Origin of the sequence: Crossiella sp. S99.2, assembly GCF_023094165.1 — a bacterium.
In the GTDB taxonomy this organism is placed as follows: Bacteria; Actinomycetota; Actinomycetes; order Mycobacteriales; family Pseudonocardiaceae; genus Crossiella.
Genome location: NZ_JALMDK010000016.1, coordinates 125,723 through 139,048, shown reverse-complemented (window position 1 = coordinate 139,048; position 13,326 = coordinate 125,723). Strand labels below are relative to the sequence as shown.

The window sequence follows — 13,326 nt, the reverse complement described above, 5'->3', positions numbered from 1 at the left end:
TTGGCCTTTCGTCGTCGGGCCATCAGGTGAGCGGAAGTCGCAGCCGGAGCTGGAATCCGCCGTCGGCCGTGGGGCCCGCGTGGAATCGCCCGTCCAGCAGGGCAGCCCGTTCCTGCAAGCCGATGAGCCCGTGGCGGGCGCTGGGCAGGGCGAGGGCGGGCCGGCTGGACGCGGTGTTGGTGACGGTGACGGTCAGGTCGGTGTTGTCCTGGCTGAACTCGATAATGGCCTTGGCGCCGGGGGCGTGCTTGCGGACGTTGGTCAGCGCCTCCTGGATGGTGCGGTAGATGGCCCGCTGCACCGGCGCCTCGATGCCAGTGGGGATGCCGCCGGTCAGCTCGATGTCGATCCCGCTGTTGTCGATCAGCCAGCGCAGCTCGGTCAGCGTGGGCTGCGGGGCGAGTTCGGTGGCGGGGGTACCGGCGGCGCGCAGCAGGTTGATCATGTGCCGCAGTTCGTCCAGGGTGTTCACCGACAGCGTGCGGATGTGCGCCGCCGCCGCCCGCGCGGTCGGATCGGTGGTGCTCACCGTGACCACGGCGGCCTGCACCGCGATCAGGCTGACCTGGTGGGAAACGACGTCGTGCATCTCGCGGGCCAGCTGGTTGCGTTCCTTGGTCAGGATCACCTGGGCGTCGAGTTGCCGTTCGTGGTCCCTGGCTTCCTGGACCTCGGCCAGCCGCAGGGCCAGTTCGTGCCGGGTTTGCAGGAACCGGCCGAGCAGGATCGACCCGCCGGCCAGCAAGATCGAGTCCATCAGGTTGAGCGCCAGTTCGGTGGCCGTGACCGCCGAGCCCGGCGCGGGCAGCGGGAAGAACTGGCAGACCGCCACGGCCAGCCCGCAGCCGCTGATCAGCCACCAGTTCCGGTACCGGGCGGCGACCGTGTACAGGACAACGATTGCCGGGATAAGCAAATCGAGGAACATCAGGGCGGGCAGCGCCAGCACGAAGGCGGGTAACGGCCAGCGGTGCCGCGGCACCAGCGCGAGCACGGCGAGCACGCCGAACGCGGAGGCCGCGGTCAGCTCGGTGAACGCGGCGAAGGTCGCCTCGATCGCGGCGACGCCGACCACAGCGGCGGTGACGGGCCACTCGCGCGGCCGGTGGGTCATGGCCGGGGTCCCGGCTCGGCGAGCAGGCCCGCGCGCTCGGCCACCAGCGCCGCCTGCACCCGGCTGCCCACCCGCAGCTTGGTCAGGATGGCGCTGACGTGGTCCTTCACCGTGCCGGCGCTGAGGTGCACCCGGGCGCCGATCTCGTTGTTGGACAAGCCTTCCGCGATCAGCACCAGCACCGCGTGCTCCCGTTCGGAGAGCTGTCCGGCTCGCGCCACGGCCGCCGCGTCCGTGCGCGCCCCGAGGTAGCCGTCCACCACCGTGCGGGTGACCTTGGCGGAGAGCACCACCCCGCCCGCGGCCAGGGTGCGCACCAGCTGGGCCAGCTGCACGGGCGCGGTGTCCTTGAGGATGAAGCCGGCCGCGCCGGAGCGCAACGCGGTGGCGATGTACTCGTCGGAGTCGAAGGTGGTCAGCATGGCCACCACCGGTGCGGGGCGCAGGCACTGGAGCCGGCGCAGCACGGTGAGTCCGTCCACATCGGACATCCGGATGTCCAGCAACACCACATCGGGCCGCTGTAGCTCCACCTCGCGCACCGCCTGCTCGCCGGACGCGGTGGCCACCACCTGGATGTCCCCTGCCGCCTGGAGGATGAGGCGGAAACCCGACCGCACCAGCTCTTCGTCGTCCACGACGACCACCCGAATCACGCCACGCTCCTTTGCGGGGGCCAGACTCGCCTGCACCAGCTCAGGCGATCACTGGCCGCGCTCGGCGGTCAGGGTGAGCCAGCCGGAGATCATCGGTGCCCAGTCGTTGACCCGCGCGTCCAGGTGCGACATCCGGAAGTGGCCGAAAGCGTTGTCCCCGTGCGGGAACACGCCCCCGAGCCGGTTGGCCGTCAGCAGCACGCACAGCTCGGACTGGCTCGCCACGAAGATCAGTTCGACCTCGTCGATCCGGTCCGTGAACTGGGTGGGCGGGGCGAACGCGAGTGTCTGGTAGCAGCCCAGCTCCTGGGGCAGGTCCGGCACCCGGCCCGCTTCCACCCCGGTGCCGCGGAAGGAGAATCCGAGCTGCCGCAACGCGTCGAGGACCCGCTGCTGGGCGGGCAGCGGGTTGACCTGCACCCAGTCGAGGTCGCACGAGCCCGGCCCCACCAGCTCGGTCCGGATCGCCGCGGCCGTCCGGGGCAGCGGCGCACCACTGACCGCGGTGATCGGCATTTCCCAGGGCACCGGCAGCTGGAACGGGAGGATGGCCAGCTCGCCCGCTGACATCCGCAGGCCGTCCCGCAGCACCAGCCGGGCGTACTCGGCGCCGCCGCCGGGCCCGCTCTCGCTCTCCGCTTCGGTGACCAGCGACAGCAGGACCTGGCTGATCTCACCCGCCGCGGACCCACCGTGCACCCGCACCTGTCCGCGTACCGGCTGGCCGGGCATGGCGTGCGGCGAGTCCAGGACCGTCGTGACGGAGGGGCCACCGATGCCGACCTCGCTCAGTGTCATGTGGATCAGCCTCGCGGGCGCCAGCTGCCTGCCACATCAGTCAGGAGTCCAGAACGGTGCTCTGACTGGCTGGATGACCCCCCGCCGGGTGGGGGGAGCTGTCGTGGCTCTCCCGTGCGGTGTGCAGGGCAGGGGCCGACCGGCGGGGGATCTTCCCTCCGGTCGGGGGATTGTTCTGGTCGCCTGACGGATGGGTCTGCGCCGCGCCACGCGCGAGGCTGCTCCACATGGCCCTAGCGGAGGAACGCCGTCAGTACCGGCTGGGCGACGCCCCAGGGCGATTGCCGTTGCTGGGCAACGCGCTGCACATCTTCCGGGATCCGCTGAACTACCTGCCCGCGCTGCGGGAGCAGGGCGATGTGGTGCGGGTGCGGCTGGGGCGCAGCACCGCGTACATGGCGGTGACGCACGACGTGGTCCAGGAGGTGCTGCACAACCCGCGGACCTTCGACAAGGGCGGGGAGTTCATCGACAAGATGCGGGTCATCCTCGGCGACGGGGTGGGCACCTGTAGCTCGCGGACGCACAAGCGCCAGCGCGGCTTCATCCAGCCCGCCTTCCAGAAGGCCAAGATCGAGGCATACAGCGGCGTGATGGCCCGGCACGTGGCCGAGCTGGTCGACTCCTGGCAACCGGGGCAGGAGATCAACCTGCCGGGCGAGATCAGCAGGCTGACCACCCGGGTGACCGCGCAGCTGATGTTCTCCGACGAGCGGATCGGCGCGGACGCGATCGCGGAGGTCCAGCGCTCCTTTCCGGTGGTGTGGCGGGGGGTCTACCGCCGGATGATGGTGCCGCTGCCGGTGGTGCACCAGGTCCCGACCAAGGCCAACCGGGAGTTCCGGCACGCGCTCCAGCGACTGGAGGACGTCATCTCCGGGATGCTGGCCGGCTACCGTGCAGGCACCCGGCCCGATGAGGACTTCCTCTCGATCCTGTTGTCCGCGCGGGACGAACAGGGCGCGAGCCTGAGTGACACCGAGATCCGCGACGAGTTGATGACGGTGCTCGCGGCCGGAGTTGAGACCCCGGCCGCCGGCCTGACCTGGGCGCTGTACCTGCTGAGCCGGCATCCCGAGGCCGAGGCCCGGCTGCACGCGGAGGTCGACTCGGTGCTCAACGGCCGCACCGCCACCGAGGCGGACTTCCCGGCGCTGCCGTTCACCAACCGCGTGGTGAACGAGGCCCTGCGGCTGTATCCACCGGTCTGGTTCATCACCCGCCGGGCCACCGTGGACACCACCCTGGGCGGGCACCGGATCCCTTGCGGCGCAAGCATCCTGTTCAGCCCCTACGCCCTGCACCGCGACCCGGCGGTCTTCGCCGATCCGGACACGTTCGCACCCGACCGCTGGCTGCCCGAGAACCTCCGGACCCTGCCGAAGAACGCGGTGATCTCCTTCAGCGGCGGCACCCGCAAATGCCTCGGCGATGTGCTGGCCAACCACGAGATGACCATCGCGCTGGCCGCCATCACCGCCCGCTGGACGCTGCGGCACAAGCCGGGCCACACGCTGTGCCCGGTGGCCAAGGCGGAGCTGACCACCGGCGACCTGCCGATGATCCTGCAGCCCCGCCGCCCCGGAATCGCGTCGTGACCGATGCGCCAGCGGACCTAGCCGGAGCGTTGCGTCTGGACCCACCGGCCGGGCACCCGCTGCTCGACCTGCCCTCGGCGATTTCCCCGCACCTGGCCGAACTCGAAGCAGGCATCCTCGACTGGGCCGACCGGTACGCGTTGCTGGACGGCCCCAGCGCGCGGGACAAGCTCGCCCGCACCCGGCTCGGTGAACTCATCGCCCGCTCGTACCCGACCATCGCCCCAGCCCGGATCCCCGCCGTCACGGGCTGGTTCACCTGGGCGTTCGTCATCGACGACTGCCACGAGCAGCCGAGCGGCGACTACGACGCGGCGGCGGCCCGCACGATGGACATCCTCGCCGGTGCACCAGGATTGGCTGGCGCGACACCGCTGGAAGCCCAGCTGTCCGAGGTGTGGCAGCGGCTGTCGGCCGGGATGAGCACGTCCTGGCGGCACCGGTTCGCCCTGCACATGGCGCATTTCCTGGTCGCCTTCAAGTACGAGGCGTTCAACCGGCGGCACCGGCAGGTCCCGGATCTCGGGTGGTATCGCCAGTTCCGCCGGTCCTCCGGCGGCATCACCCCGTCGCTGGACCTGATCGAGGTGGCCACCGGCCAGGAGGTTCCCGCGCTGCTGCACGAGTTCGAGGAGACCCGGCTGATGTTCAACCGGGCGGCCGACGTCGTGGTCTGGGTGAACGACATTGTGTCGCTGCGCAAGGAACTGGCCGCGGGCGAGGTCAGCAACGGAGTCCTGGTGCTGGCCCGCGAACGCGACCTGGACCTGCAAACGGCCGTCGACGAGACCTACGTCCTCATCGGCAGGCAGCTCGCGGAGTTCCACCAGGCGGAGGCCGAGGCGGAAACCCTGCTGGGCCACTGGCGCGGCCTGGAACCCGCGGCGGTCGACGCCGTGCGGACCTTCGCCGACGGTCTGCGCTCCTGGATGCGCGGGAATCTGGACTGGTCCGCGCACAGCGACCGCTACCAGGTCACCGACGGCATCCGGCTGGCCACCGTCAACTGATATTGGGGGCTGGGCAATGGATTTCGAGCCGAACCAGGAACAGCGCGCACTGGCCGAGCGCGCGTTCGAACTGGGCTCCGCGCTGAACGGCGGTCTGGCGGAGCGGGTGCGCGCGGGGCGCTTCGACCGGGATATGTGGCGTCGCTGTGGGGAATTCGGGCTGTTGGGGCTGAGCGTGCCCACCGCGGACGGCGGCCTCGGCCTGGATTCGCTCAGCACCTCGCTGGTGATCGAGGCCTTCGCCAAGGGCTGCCAGGACATGGGGCTGCTCTTCTCCGCCTGCGCCCACCTGTTCGCCTGCGCGATGCCGATCGCCGAACACGGCGGGCCGGAGCTGCGCACCCGGCTGTTGCCCAGGCTGATCTCGGGGGAGTGGATCGCCGCGAACGCGATCACCGAGCCGGAGGCGGGCTCCGACGTGCACGCGTTGCGCACCACCGCGATCCGGGACGGCGCGGACTACGTGCTCAACGGCGTCAAGAGCTTCGTCACCAACGGTCCGATCGCCGACCACATCCTGGTCTACGCCAGCACAAACCCCGCCGACGGGCACCTCGGGCTCAGCGCGTTCGTGGTGGACCGGCACTCGCCTGGACTCACCGCGGGGCCGAGTTTTGCCAAGCCAGGCCTGACGACCTCACCCCTGTCCCCGATCTACCTCGACGACTGCCGGGTGCCCGCGGCGAACCGGCTCGGCGCCGAAGGCGCGGGCAGCACCATCTTCAGCAGCTCGATGGCCTGGGAACGCACCTGCCTTTTCGCGGCCTACCTGGGATCGATGGACCGTCAGCTGACACAGACGATCGCGCATGTGCGCACCCGCAGGCAGTTCCGCAAACCACTGTCCCGGCACCAGGCGGTCGCACACCGGATCGCCGACATGAAGCTCCGCCTCGAAGGTGCCCGGCTGTTGCTGTACCGGGCGTGCGCGCGGCGGGACCGCGGCGTGGACAGCACCCTGGAGGTCTCCCTGGCCAAGCTGGCGGTCAGCGAGGCGGCCATCCAGAACGCCCTCGACGCCATCCAATTGCACGGGGCCACCGGTTTCCTGTCCGAGGGCGGCGTGGTCGAGGCGCTCGGCGATGCCCTGCCCAGCACGATTTTCTCCGGCACCTCCGAGATCCACCGCGACCTCATCGCGAGAGGACTGGGGCTGTGAGGCTCGAACAGCTCCTGCGCGGACAGGCCCACCGCACCCCGGACGCACTCGCGATCAGCGCACCGGACGGTCAGCTGACCTACCGCGAACTCGACGACCTCGCCGACCGGCTCGCCGGTGCACTGGCCGATCTCGGGGTGCGCAGCGGGGACCTGGTCCTGCTGTGGTTGGACAAGTCGGCGTTCGCCGTGGCCGCCTTGCAGGCGGTGCTACGGCTGGGCGCGGCCTATGTCCCGGTCGACTCCCACAGCCCGGCCCGGCGGGTCACCGCCCTGATCGCCGACTGCGTGCCCGCGGCGGTGATCACCACCCGGGAGCGGCTGGCCGAGCTGGCCGAGTCGAACCCCGAGCTGACCTCGATGCCCGCCCTGAGCCCTGGGGAGTTCCCGGCTCGGCCCGGTCCCGACCAACCGGTCGGTTCGCCCGGGGAACTGGCCTACGTGCTCTACACCTCCGGATCCACCGGCAAGCCCAAGGGCGTCTGCGTCACCCATCGCGCCGCACTCGCCTTCGTCAACTGGTCGGTCGGTTTGCTTGCTGTGCACAGCGGGGATCGGCTGGCCAACCACGCCCCGTTCCAGTTCGACCTGTCGGTATTCGACCTGTACGCGGCCTTCCACACGGGCGCCTCGGTGCACCTGGTCCCCGAGGGCACCCCGGCCCGCGCCCTGGTGCGTTTCATCCGGGAACACCGGATCACCATCTGGTACTCGGTGCCCTCGGCCCTGACCCTGATGATGGAACACGGCCGTCTACTGGAAATAGACGACCTGCCGCTGCGGGCCGTGCTGTTCGCGGGCGAGGTCTTCCCACTGCCCGACCTCAAGGCACTGCGGGCGCGCTGGCCAGAGCTGGCGCTGTACAACTTCTACGGCCCCACCGAAACGAACGTCTGTACCTACCACCCGGTCGGTTCGCTGTCCGCCGAGCACACCACCCCGATCCCCATCGGCACCGCCGCGTGTGACAACCAGGTGTGGGCCATCCGCCCGGACGGCAGCCGTGCCAGGCCCGGCGAGGTGGGCGAGCTGATGGTGGACGGCCCGACGGTGATGGCCGGTTACCTGGGCGTAGCCGTTGGCCGGCAAGGGCCTTACGCCACCGGTGATCTCGTCCGGCCGCGTGCCGACGGCGCGTTCGACTACCTCGGCCGCCGCGACCATCAGGTCAAGGTCCGGGGCCACCGGGTGGAACTGGGCGAGATCGAGGCGGAGCTGGCCGCGCATCCTGACCTGGCCGAGGCGGTGGTCCTGGTGACCGGCAGCGGACACCGGGCCCGGCTGTGCGCCTGCGTTCGCGCCCGCGCGGGCCGCACGCCGTCCGCCATCGAGGTGAAGCGGTTTCTCGCCGAACGGCTGCCCCGGCACCTGGTCATCGACACCCTCCGCCAGTTCGAGCAGCTGCCCCGGACCGCCACCGGGAAGGTGGACCGGCAGCGGCTGCTCGCCGAAATACAGGGAGAGAAACGCCGGTGAACGAGACCGAGAAGCAGCTGCACCAGTTCATCGCCGAGGTGTTGCTGCCCGGGGAGGACATCGAGTTCGACGCCGACACCCCACTGCTGGAGTACCGGCTGATCGACTCGCTCAACGTCGAGCAGCTGATGGTGCACGTGGAGCACACCTACGCGGTCTCCCTGGAACGACACACCCCGTCCCAGTGGAACACCATCCGCAAGATGGCCGCACTCATCCAGGCGGGCGGTGCCGGTGCGCACTGAGCCGGGTCCGCCCCTGGACTGCCCGTTCGACCTAGCCGACCCGGCCGCCTACGCGACGGGCAGCGCGCACGGCAGGTGGCACCGCCTGCGCCAGACCCAACCGGTGCGCCGGGACCGCACCCCGTCCGGAGTGCCCTACTGGTCGGTCTTCACCCACCGGGACTGCGCGACGATCCTGCTCGACACCAACACTTTCAGCTCCGCGTCCGGCACCATCCTGGACTCCATCGGAGCCCCGGACCCGGCAGGCGGACGCACCGTGGTCCTGGCCGATCCGCCGCAACACGCCCAGCTCCGCGCACTGACCATGCGCCACCTCGGCCCGGCCGCGGTGCGCGCGCACGCCGATGCGATCCGCGAGCGCGTGCACCGCCTGGTCGCCGCCCTGCCCTTGGGCGAGCAGGACATCATGCCCGCGTTGCGACGACTGCCGATGCTCGCCCTGGGCCCGCTGCTGGACCTGCCCGAGCGGGACTGGGACGCCATGGTGTTCCACGCAATCGGCTGCATCGCCCCCGCTGACCCGGAATTCACCAGGGGCAGCACCACAACCACCCTCCAGCACACGCACGCCAAACTCTTCCACCTGATCCACACCGCCCTGCGCAGCGGAAACGCCTTCGCCGACGACCTGCGCTCGATCACCCTGTCCGGCGGACCCACCAGCAGCCGCGATGTGCTGCTGAACCTCTACAGCACCCTGATCGGCGGCAACACCACCACACCCCATGTCGCGGCACACCTGTTGCTACGCCTGGCCGACCAACCCGAGCTGTGGGACGCCGAACCCGCCCACCTCCCGGCCCTGGTCGAGGAGGGCGTGCGCTGGGCCACCCCGACCCAGAGCCTGGTCCGCCGGGTGACCACCGATATCGAACTCGGTGGCAGGCAACTCCGCGCGGGCGACTGGGTGGCCGCCTGGGTAGCCTCGGCCAACCGAGACGAGTCCGTCTTCCCCGACCCGTACCGGTTCACCCCCGGCCGGCCGGCCAGCGCACACCTCGGCTTCGGCAGGGGAGCGCACTACTGCGCCGGCGCGCAGGCCGCCCGGCTGCTGCTCAGCTCGCTGATCGAGGAGCTGGCCCACCGCCGCCTGCGCTTCAGCCTCGTCCAGGAGCCACAGCACCTCAGTTCCACCGCCATCAACGGGATCACGACCATGCCGATGAGGTTCTTCCGATGATGTTCCAGCCAGGCGAACCCATTCCGCAGACCATGGCCGGTTACGGCGAACTCGCCGTCCGGCGGCTCTGCCAGGCATCCGGACTGGCCGAGCTGGAAACCCAGGCCGTCGACGGCTACCGGATCATGACCGAGTCCTGGGGCCGGCGGCGGATCGAGGACGGGCCGCCCTGGTCGATCCTCACCCCGGACAGCACCCCGATCGAGTATTCCGTTCTCCTGCAAGACGAACCGGTCGCCGTGCGGGTGGCCATCGAGGCCCTCGCCGACCCACCGACCCCCGAGGGCTACTGGGCCAACGCGCAACGGATGACCGCACGCCTGGCCGAGACCTACGGCCTGTACACCGAGCACCTGCACCGGATCGAGCACCTCTTCGCCCCACGCCCCGGACTGCGCCAGCCCATGGTGGCCCTGCACGTCATGGGCTGGTCCCGCACCGGGGCCCCCGAAGGCAAGATTTACCTGTGCGTGCCCCGATCCGAGATCGCCTCGTGCGGCCCGATCTACGACGAAGCACTGACCCTGCTCGGGTTTCCCGGCCAGTGGCAACGGATCGCGGACGCCCTGCACCCGGATGACGTGGTGCCCTTCTTCTCCCTGGACCTCAGCGAGGCGCCCTCGGCCCGCACCAAGGTGTACGTGCAGCACCGGGGAAGGCTGACCGCGCAACGCCTGGAACGCTTCGACCGCCTCGCCGCCAACCCACACGCCGGGGCCGGACCCGCACTGGCGCGCATCGCCAACCGCGCGGAACAACGCTCGGCCTGGGCCCCCGGCGCCTCCGCCCGGACCAAACTCCAGTGGCGGTCCAACAGCCGTCGCTACTGGTCGGCCGACACCTACGTGGCACTGGTGCACGGCCAATCGCAGCCGATTGACACTGTGCTGCACCAGTTCGCCCTGCCCACCCGCTGCCGCAACGACGCCGAGTCCGACCGGATGGTGCACGAGGTCCTGGATGCCTTCGCCGTCTCCGACCGCAGCCGCGCCGCCTACACCCGCTGCGTGGATTCCCTGGTCGGCCCGGACCCGGCCAAGCAGATGTACAACCTCACCTACGTCAGCGCCCGCCACGACGACTCCGGCACACCCCGGATCGCGGTGTACTTCAACCCCCGCATGTTCCACTCCCGCTTCGGGTTGACCAACGGCGACCTGGCCCAGACCTGGCGCTTCCAGGGCATGTCCGTGCCCAGGACCGCGTGGTGAGCCCGGTGCGCACCGGCGTGCTGCGGGTGCCCGGCGCCGGACTGCACTACGCGATCTGCGGCAGCGGCCCGCCACTGGTGATCCTGCCGGGCGGTGGCGGCGACGCCGACTGCGCGGGCCCGCTCACCGAGACCCTGGCCGCCGACTTCACCGTGCTGACCTACGACCGCCGCGGCCAGACCCGCACCACGGTCGACGATCCCGTTGCCGCGCCTGGCATCCGGCAGCACGCGGCGGACGTGCACGGCCTGCTCACCGGCCTCGGCCTGACCGGGGCAGTGGTGTTCGGCTCCAGCACCGGCGCGGTGATCGGGCTCGACCTGGTGCGGCAGCACCCGGACCTGATCCGCCGTTTCGTCGCCCACGAACCGCCGCTGCCGTCGCTGCTCGATGCCGAGGACCGGGCGGCGGTGCACGGCGTGGTCGGTCAGGCACAACGGCTGCACCGCACCGGCGGCTGGCAGGCGGTGTTCCGGCGGATGAGTCAGGTGCTGGAAGTGCCGCTGACCGACCACACCGACCGCACCGCCGAGGTGGCCTGGTCACCACCGACCCGGCGCACCTCGGCCAACCTGAACTTCTTCCTCACCAACGATTTCGGCGCCACCTGGGAGTATCAGCCGGACGAGCAGGCGTGGGCGGCTCTGCGCGAGGCGGCCACGGTGATCACTCCGGCGGTGCGCGCGTGTGGGACCGGCCGGGAGACCCTGCTGACCCGCTCCACCCTGGCCCTGGCCGAGGTGCTCGGCACCGCCACGGTCGAGCTGCCCGGCGGCCACGACGGTTACCGCACCCACCCCTACTCCTTCGCCGCGGCCCTGCGGGAGGTGCTGGCCGGATGACCACCATGCGCGAGTTCGGCGAGACCGCCCTGCGCGAACTGTGCCGCGCCACCAACCTGACCGACCTGGCACCCCAGGTGCTCGACGGCTACCGGACCCTGACCGAGTCCTGGGGCGACCGCCGCATCGACCAGCCCCCACTCTGGTCCACCCTGACCTCCGACAACACCCCGCTGGAACTCTCCGTCGTGCTGACCGATGGCCCGATCGCACTGCGCGCCACCGTCGAAGCCCTGGCCGAGCCCTCGAACCCGGCGACGTACTGGGCCGCCGCCCAACACCTGACCACGCGCCTGACCGAGGCGTACGACCTGTCCCCGGCCCGCCTGCGCCGGATCGAGCACCTGCTGACCCCGGACCCGGCCCGGCGACCACCCATGGCCGCCTTCCACACCCTGAGCTGGTCCCGCGCCCGGCGCCCGGCAGGCAAGATCTACCTGTGGCTGGGCGGCACCACGCCACGCACCTGCGGCCCCACCTGCGACGAGCTGCTGACCGCACTCGGCTTCCCCGGCCAGTGGCCCCGCCTGGCCAACGCGCTGCACCCCGAAGACGTGCTGTCCTACCTCTGCCTCGACCTCAGCGACAGCCCAGCGGCCCGGGTGAAGCTGTACGCGCAGCATCGCGGCCGCCTCGCCGCCGAGCGTCTGGCCCGCCTGGACCGGCTCGCCCCGCACCGCCTTGCCGGAGACGGTCCGGCCCTGGCCCGGCTGGCCGAGAGCGCCGCGGCGCGATCCGGCTGGCCGGACGGGGTGCCCGCGCGCACCCGGCTGCAATGGCGGTCCAACAGCCGCCGCTTCTGGTCCTGCGGCACCTATATCGCCCTGGTCCACGGCAGGCCCGACCCGATCGACTCGGTCACCCACCAGTTCGCGCTGACCCCGCACTGCCGCAACGACAATGAGGCCCGCACGATGATCCGCGAGGTGCTGTCCGCCTACCAGGCACCCGAAGCCGCGCGGGCGGCCTACGAGCGCTGTGCCGAGGTCTTCGCCGGTCCCGAGCCCGCGTCCCAGATGTACGCGCACACCTACGTCAGCGCCCAGCAGACCAGCGACGGCCCGCCCCGGATCGCGGTGTACTTCAACCCCCGCATGTTCCACGCGAAGTTCGGCCTGACCAACGGCGACCTCGACCAGGCCCGGCGGTTCCACCATGGCTGACCTCGCCCCGCTGGGCCTCAACCTGGCCCTCACCTTGGCCTTGGTGCTCCTGCTGACCCTGATCACCTTCTGGGTGGCCGTGCGCCGGAACCGCTACGACACCATCGACAGCGTCTGGGGCCTCGGCTTCGTCGTGGTGGCCCTGGCCGGATTCGCCCTGTCCGCCGGTCACGGCACCCTGCCCGTCCGCCTGCTGGTCACCGCACTCACCGTGATCTGGGGCCTGCGCCTGTCCGCGCACATCCACGCCCGCAACCGGCACCGGCGCGAGGACCGGCGCTACGCCGCCATCGTGGTCCTGGCCAACGCCCGCCCCCGGCCGAAGACCTTCCTGCTGACCCGGGTCTACCTGGTGCAGGCCGGGTACCTGTGGCTGGTCTCGCTGCCGGTCCAGCTCACCCAGTACCTCGGCGGCGAGCTGAGCTTGCTGCACTGGATCGGCACCGGCGTCTGGCTGACGGGTTTCTATCTGGAGGCAGTCGCGGACGGGCAGTTGCGCCGGTTCCGCGCCAACCCGGCCAACCACGGCAAGGTCCTCGACCAGGGCCTGTGGCGCTACACCCGGCACCCCAACTACTTCGGCGACGCCTGCCTGTGGTGGGGCCTGTACCTGCTCGCCTGCGACACCTGGCTCGGCGCCGCCACCGTCTTCGCCCCGCTGCTGATGACGGCCCTGCTGGCCGGCGGCTTCGGCGGCAAACCCATCCTGGAACGCCACCTCCGCCTGCACCGCCCGGACTACGCCGCCTACGCCCGCCGCACGAGCGGCTTCTTCCCGTTGCCACCGGGAAAATCGGGCAACCAGGCGGGACTCCGAGGCAAACCAGGCGGCCACGGATAGCTGCCGCCACCAGCTGCACCTATACAGGAGT

At 70.9% G+C, this 13,326-nt stretch carries 13 protein-coding genes; 10 read left to right on the top strand and 3 right to left on the bottom strand.

Annotated elements, in window-relative coordinates; genetic code table 11:
* Positions 1-22: 22 nt before the first annotated feature.
* From MZC64_RS40855 to MZC64_RS40845, 3 genes are read right to left on the bottom strand one after another with little or no spacing between them, the layout of a single operon-like run.
* The gene (locus MZC64_RS40855) at positions 23-1,114 is read right to left on the bottom strand and encodes a sensor histidine kinase (protein WP_247765014.1); all 1,092 of its coding nucleotides are present in this window, start codon (positions 1,112-1,114) and stop codon (positions 23-25) included.
* Positions 1,111-1,770, bottom strand: a complete 660-nt coding sequence (locus tag MZC64_RS40850; RefSeq protein WP_247765013.1) for a response regulator transcription factor — start codon at positions 1,768-1,770, stop codon at positions 1,111-1,113. The genes MZC64_RS40855 and MZC64_RS40850 overlap by 4 nt, the downstream gene beginning before the upstream one ends.
* A 48-nt stretch (positions 1,771-1,818) precedes the next feature.
* Positions 1,819-2,568, bottom strand: a complete 750-nt coding sequence (locus tag MZC64_RS40845) for a sporulation protein (RefSeq protein WP_247765012.1) — start codon at positions 2,566-2,568, stop codon at positions 1,819-1,821.
* 227 nt (positions 2,569-2,795) lie between these two features.
* On the opposite strand from MZC64_RS40845, the gene MZC64_RS40840 reads away from it, so the two are divergent.
* The 10 genes from MZC64_RS40840 to MZC64_RS40795 are packed head-to-tail and all read left to right on the top strand — an operon-like array spanning position 2,796 to position 13,295.
* Entirely contained in the window at positions 2,796-4,166 is a 1,371-nt protein-coding gene (locus MZC64_RS40840) for a cytochrome P450 (RefSeq protein ID WP_247765011.1), read from the top strand.
* Positions 4,163-5,176, top strand: coding sequence for a hypothetical protein (locus MZC64_RS40835; RefSeq protein ID WP_247765010.1), 1,014 nt, complete (start codon positions 4,163-4,165; stop codon positions 5,174-5,176). The genes MZC64_RS40840 and MZC64_RS40835 overlap by 4 nt, the downstream gene beginning before the upstream one ends.
* Positions 5,177-5,192: 16 nt before the next feature.
* A complete protein-coding gene (locus tag MZC64_RS40830; protein ID WP_247765009.1) occupies positions 5,193-6,335 on the top strand; it encodes an acyl-CoA dehydrogenase family protein in 1,143 nt (380 codons plus the stop codon).
* Positions 6,332-7,810 carry an amino acid adenylation domain-containing protein gene (locus tag MZC64_RS40825; RefSeq protein WP_247765008.1) on the top strand — a complete coding sequence of 493 codons (1,479 nt, stop codon included), beginning with the start codon at positions 6,332-6,334 and terminating at the stop codon, positions 7,808-7,810. Before MZC64_RS40830 ends, MZC64_RS40825 begins: the two co-directional genes overlap by 4 nt.
* Positions 7,807-8,055, top strand: coding sequence for an acyl carrier protein (locus MZC64_RS40820; protein WP_247765007.1), 249 nt, complete (start codon positions 7,807-7,809; stop codon positions 8,053-8,055). The genes MZC64_RS40825 and MZC64_RS40820 overlap by 4 nt, the downstream gene beginning before the upstream one ends.
* Positions 8,045-9,238, top strand: coding sequence for a cytochrome P450 (locus tag MZC64_RS48990; protein ID WP_247765006.1), 1,194 nt, complete (start codon positions 8,045-8,047; stop codon positions 9,236-9,238). The genes MZC64_RS40820 and MZC64_RS48990 overlap by 11 nt, the downstream gene beginning before the upstream one ends.
* Positions 9,235-10,449, top strand: coding sequence for a hypothetical protein (locus MZC64_RS40810; RefSeq protein ID WP_247765005.1), 1,215 nt, complete (start codon positions 9,235-9,237; stop codon positions 10,447-10,449). Before MZC64_RS48990 ends, MZC64_RS40810 begins: the two co-directional genes overlap by 4 nt.
* On the top strand, positions 10,446-11,291 hold the full coding sequence (locus tag MZC64_RS40805; RefSeq protein WP_247765004.1) for an alpha/beta fold hydrolase: 846 nt from the start codon (positions 10,446-10,448) through the stop codon (positions 11,289-11,291). Before MZC64_RS40810 ends, MZC64_RS40805 begins: the two co-directional genes overlap by 4 nt.
* Positions 11,288-12,454, top strand: coding sequence for a hypothetical protein (locus tag MZC64_RS40800; protein ID WP_247765003.1), 1,167 nt, complete (start codon positions 11,288-11,290; stop codon positions 12,452-12,454). Before MZC64_RS40805 ends, MZC64_RS40800 begins: the two co-directional genes overlap by 4 nt.
* Positions 12,447-13,295, top strand: a complete 849-nt coding sequence (locus MZC64_RS40795; protein ID WP_247765002.1) for a DUF1295 domain-containing protein — start codon at positions 12,447-12,449, stop codon at positions 13,293-13,295. The genes MZC64_RS40800 and MZC64_RS40795 overlap by 8 nt, the downstream gene beginning before the upstream one ends.
* Positions 13,296-13,326 lie beyond the last annotated feature (31 nt).

Bases quoted from the DNA above. Each gene is read 5' to 3' on its own strand.
- MZC64_RS40855 (WP_247765014.1), bottom strand. From the start codon at position 1,114: ATGACCCACCGGCCGCGCGAGTGGCCCGTCACCGCCGCTGTGGTCGGC.
- MZC64_RS40845 (WP_247765012.1), bottom strand. From the start codon at position 2,568: ATGACACTGAGCGAGGTCGGCATCGGTGGCCCCTCCGTCACGACGGTC.
- MZC64_RS40840 (WP_247765011.1), top strand. From the start codon at position 2,796: ATGGCCCTAGCGGAGGAACGCCGTCAGTACCGGCTGGGCGACGCCCCA.
- MZC64_RS40830 (WP_247765009.1), top strand. From the start codon at position 5,193: ATGGATTTCGAGCCGAACCAGGAACAGCGCGCACTGGCCGAGCGCGCG.
- MZC64_RS40810 (WP_247765005.1), top strand. From the start codon at position 9,235: ATGATGTTCCAGCCAGGCGAACCCATTCCGCAGACCATGGCCGGTTAC.
- MZC64_RS40800 (WP_247765003.1), top strand. From the start codon at position 11,288: ATGACCACCATGCGCGAGTTCGGCGAGACCGCCCTGCGCGAACTGTGC.
- MZC64_RS40795 (WP_247765002.1), top strand. From the start codon at position 12,447: ATGGCTGACCTCGCCCCGCTGGGCCTCAACCTGGCCCTCACCTTGGCC.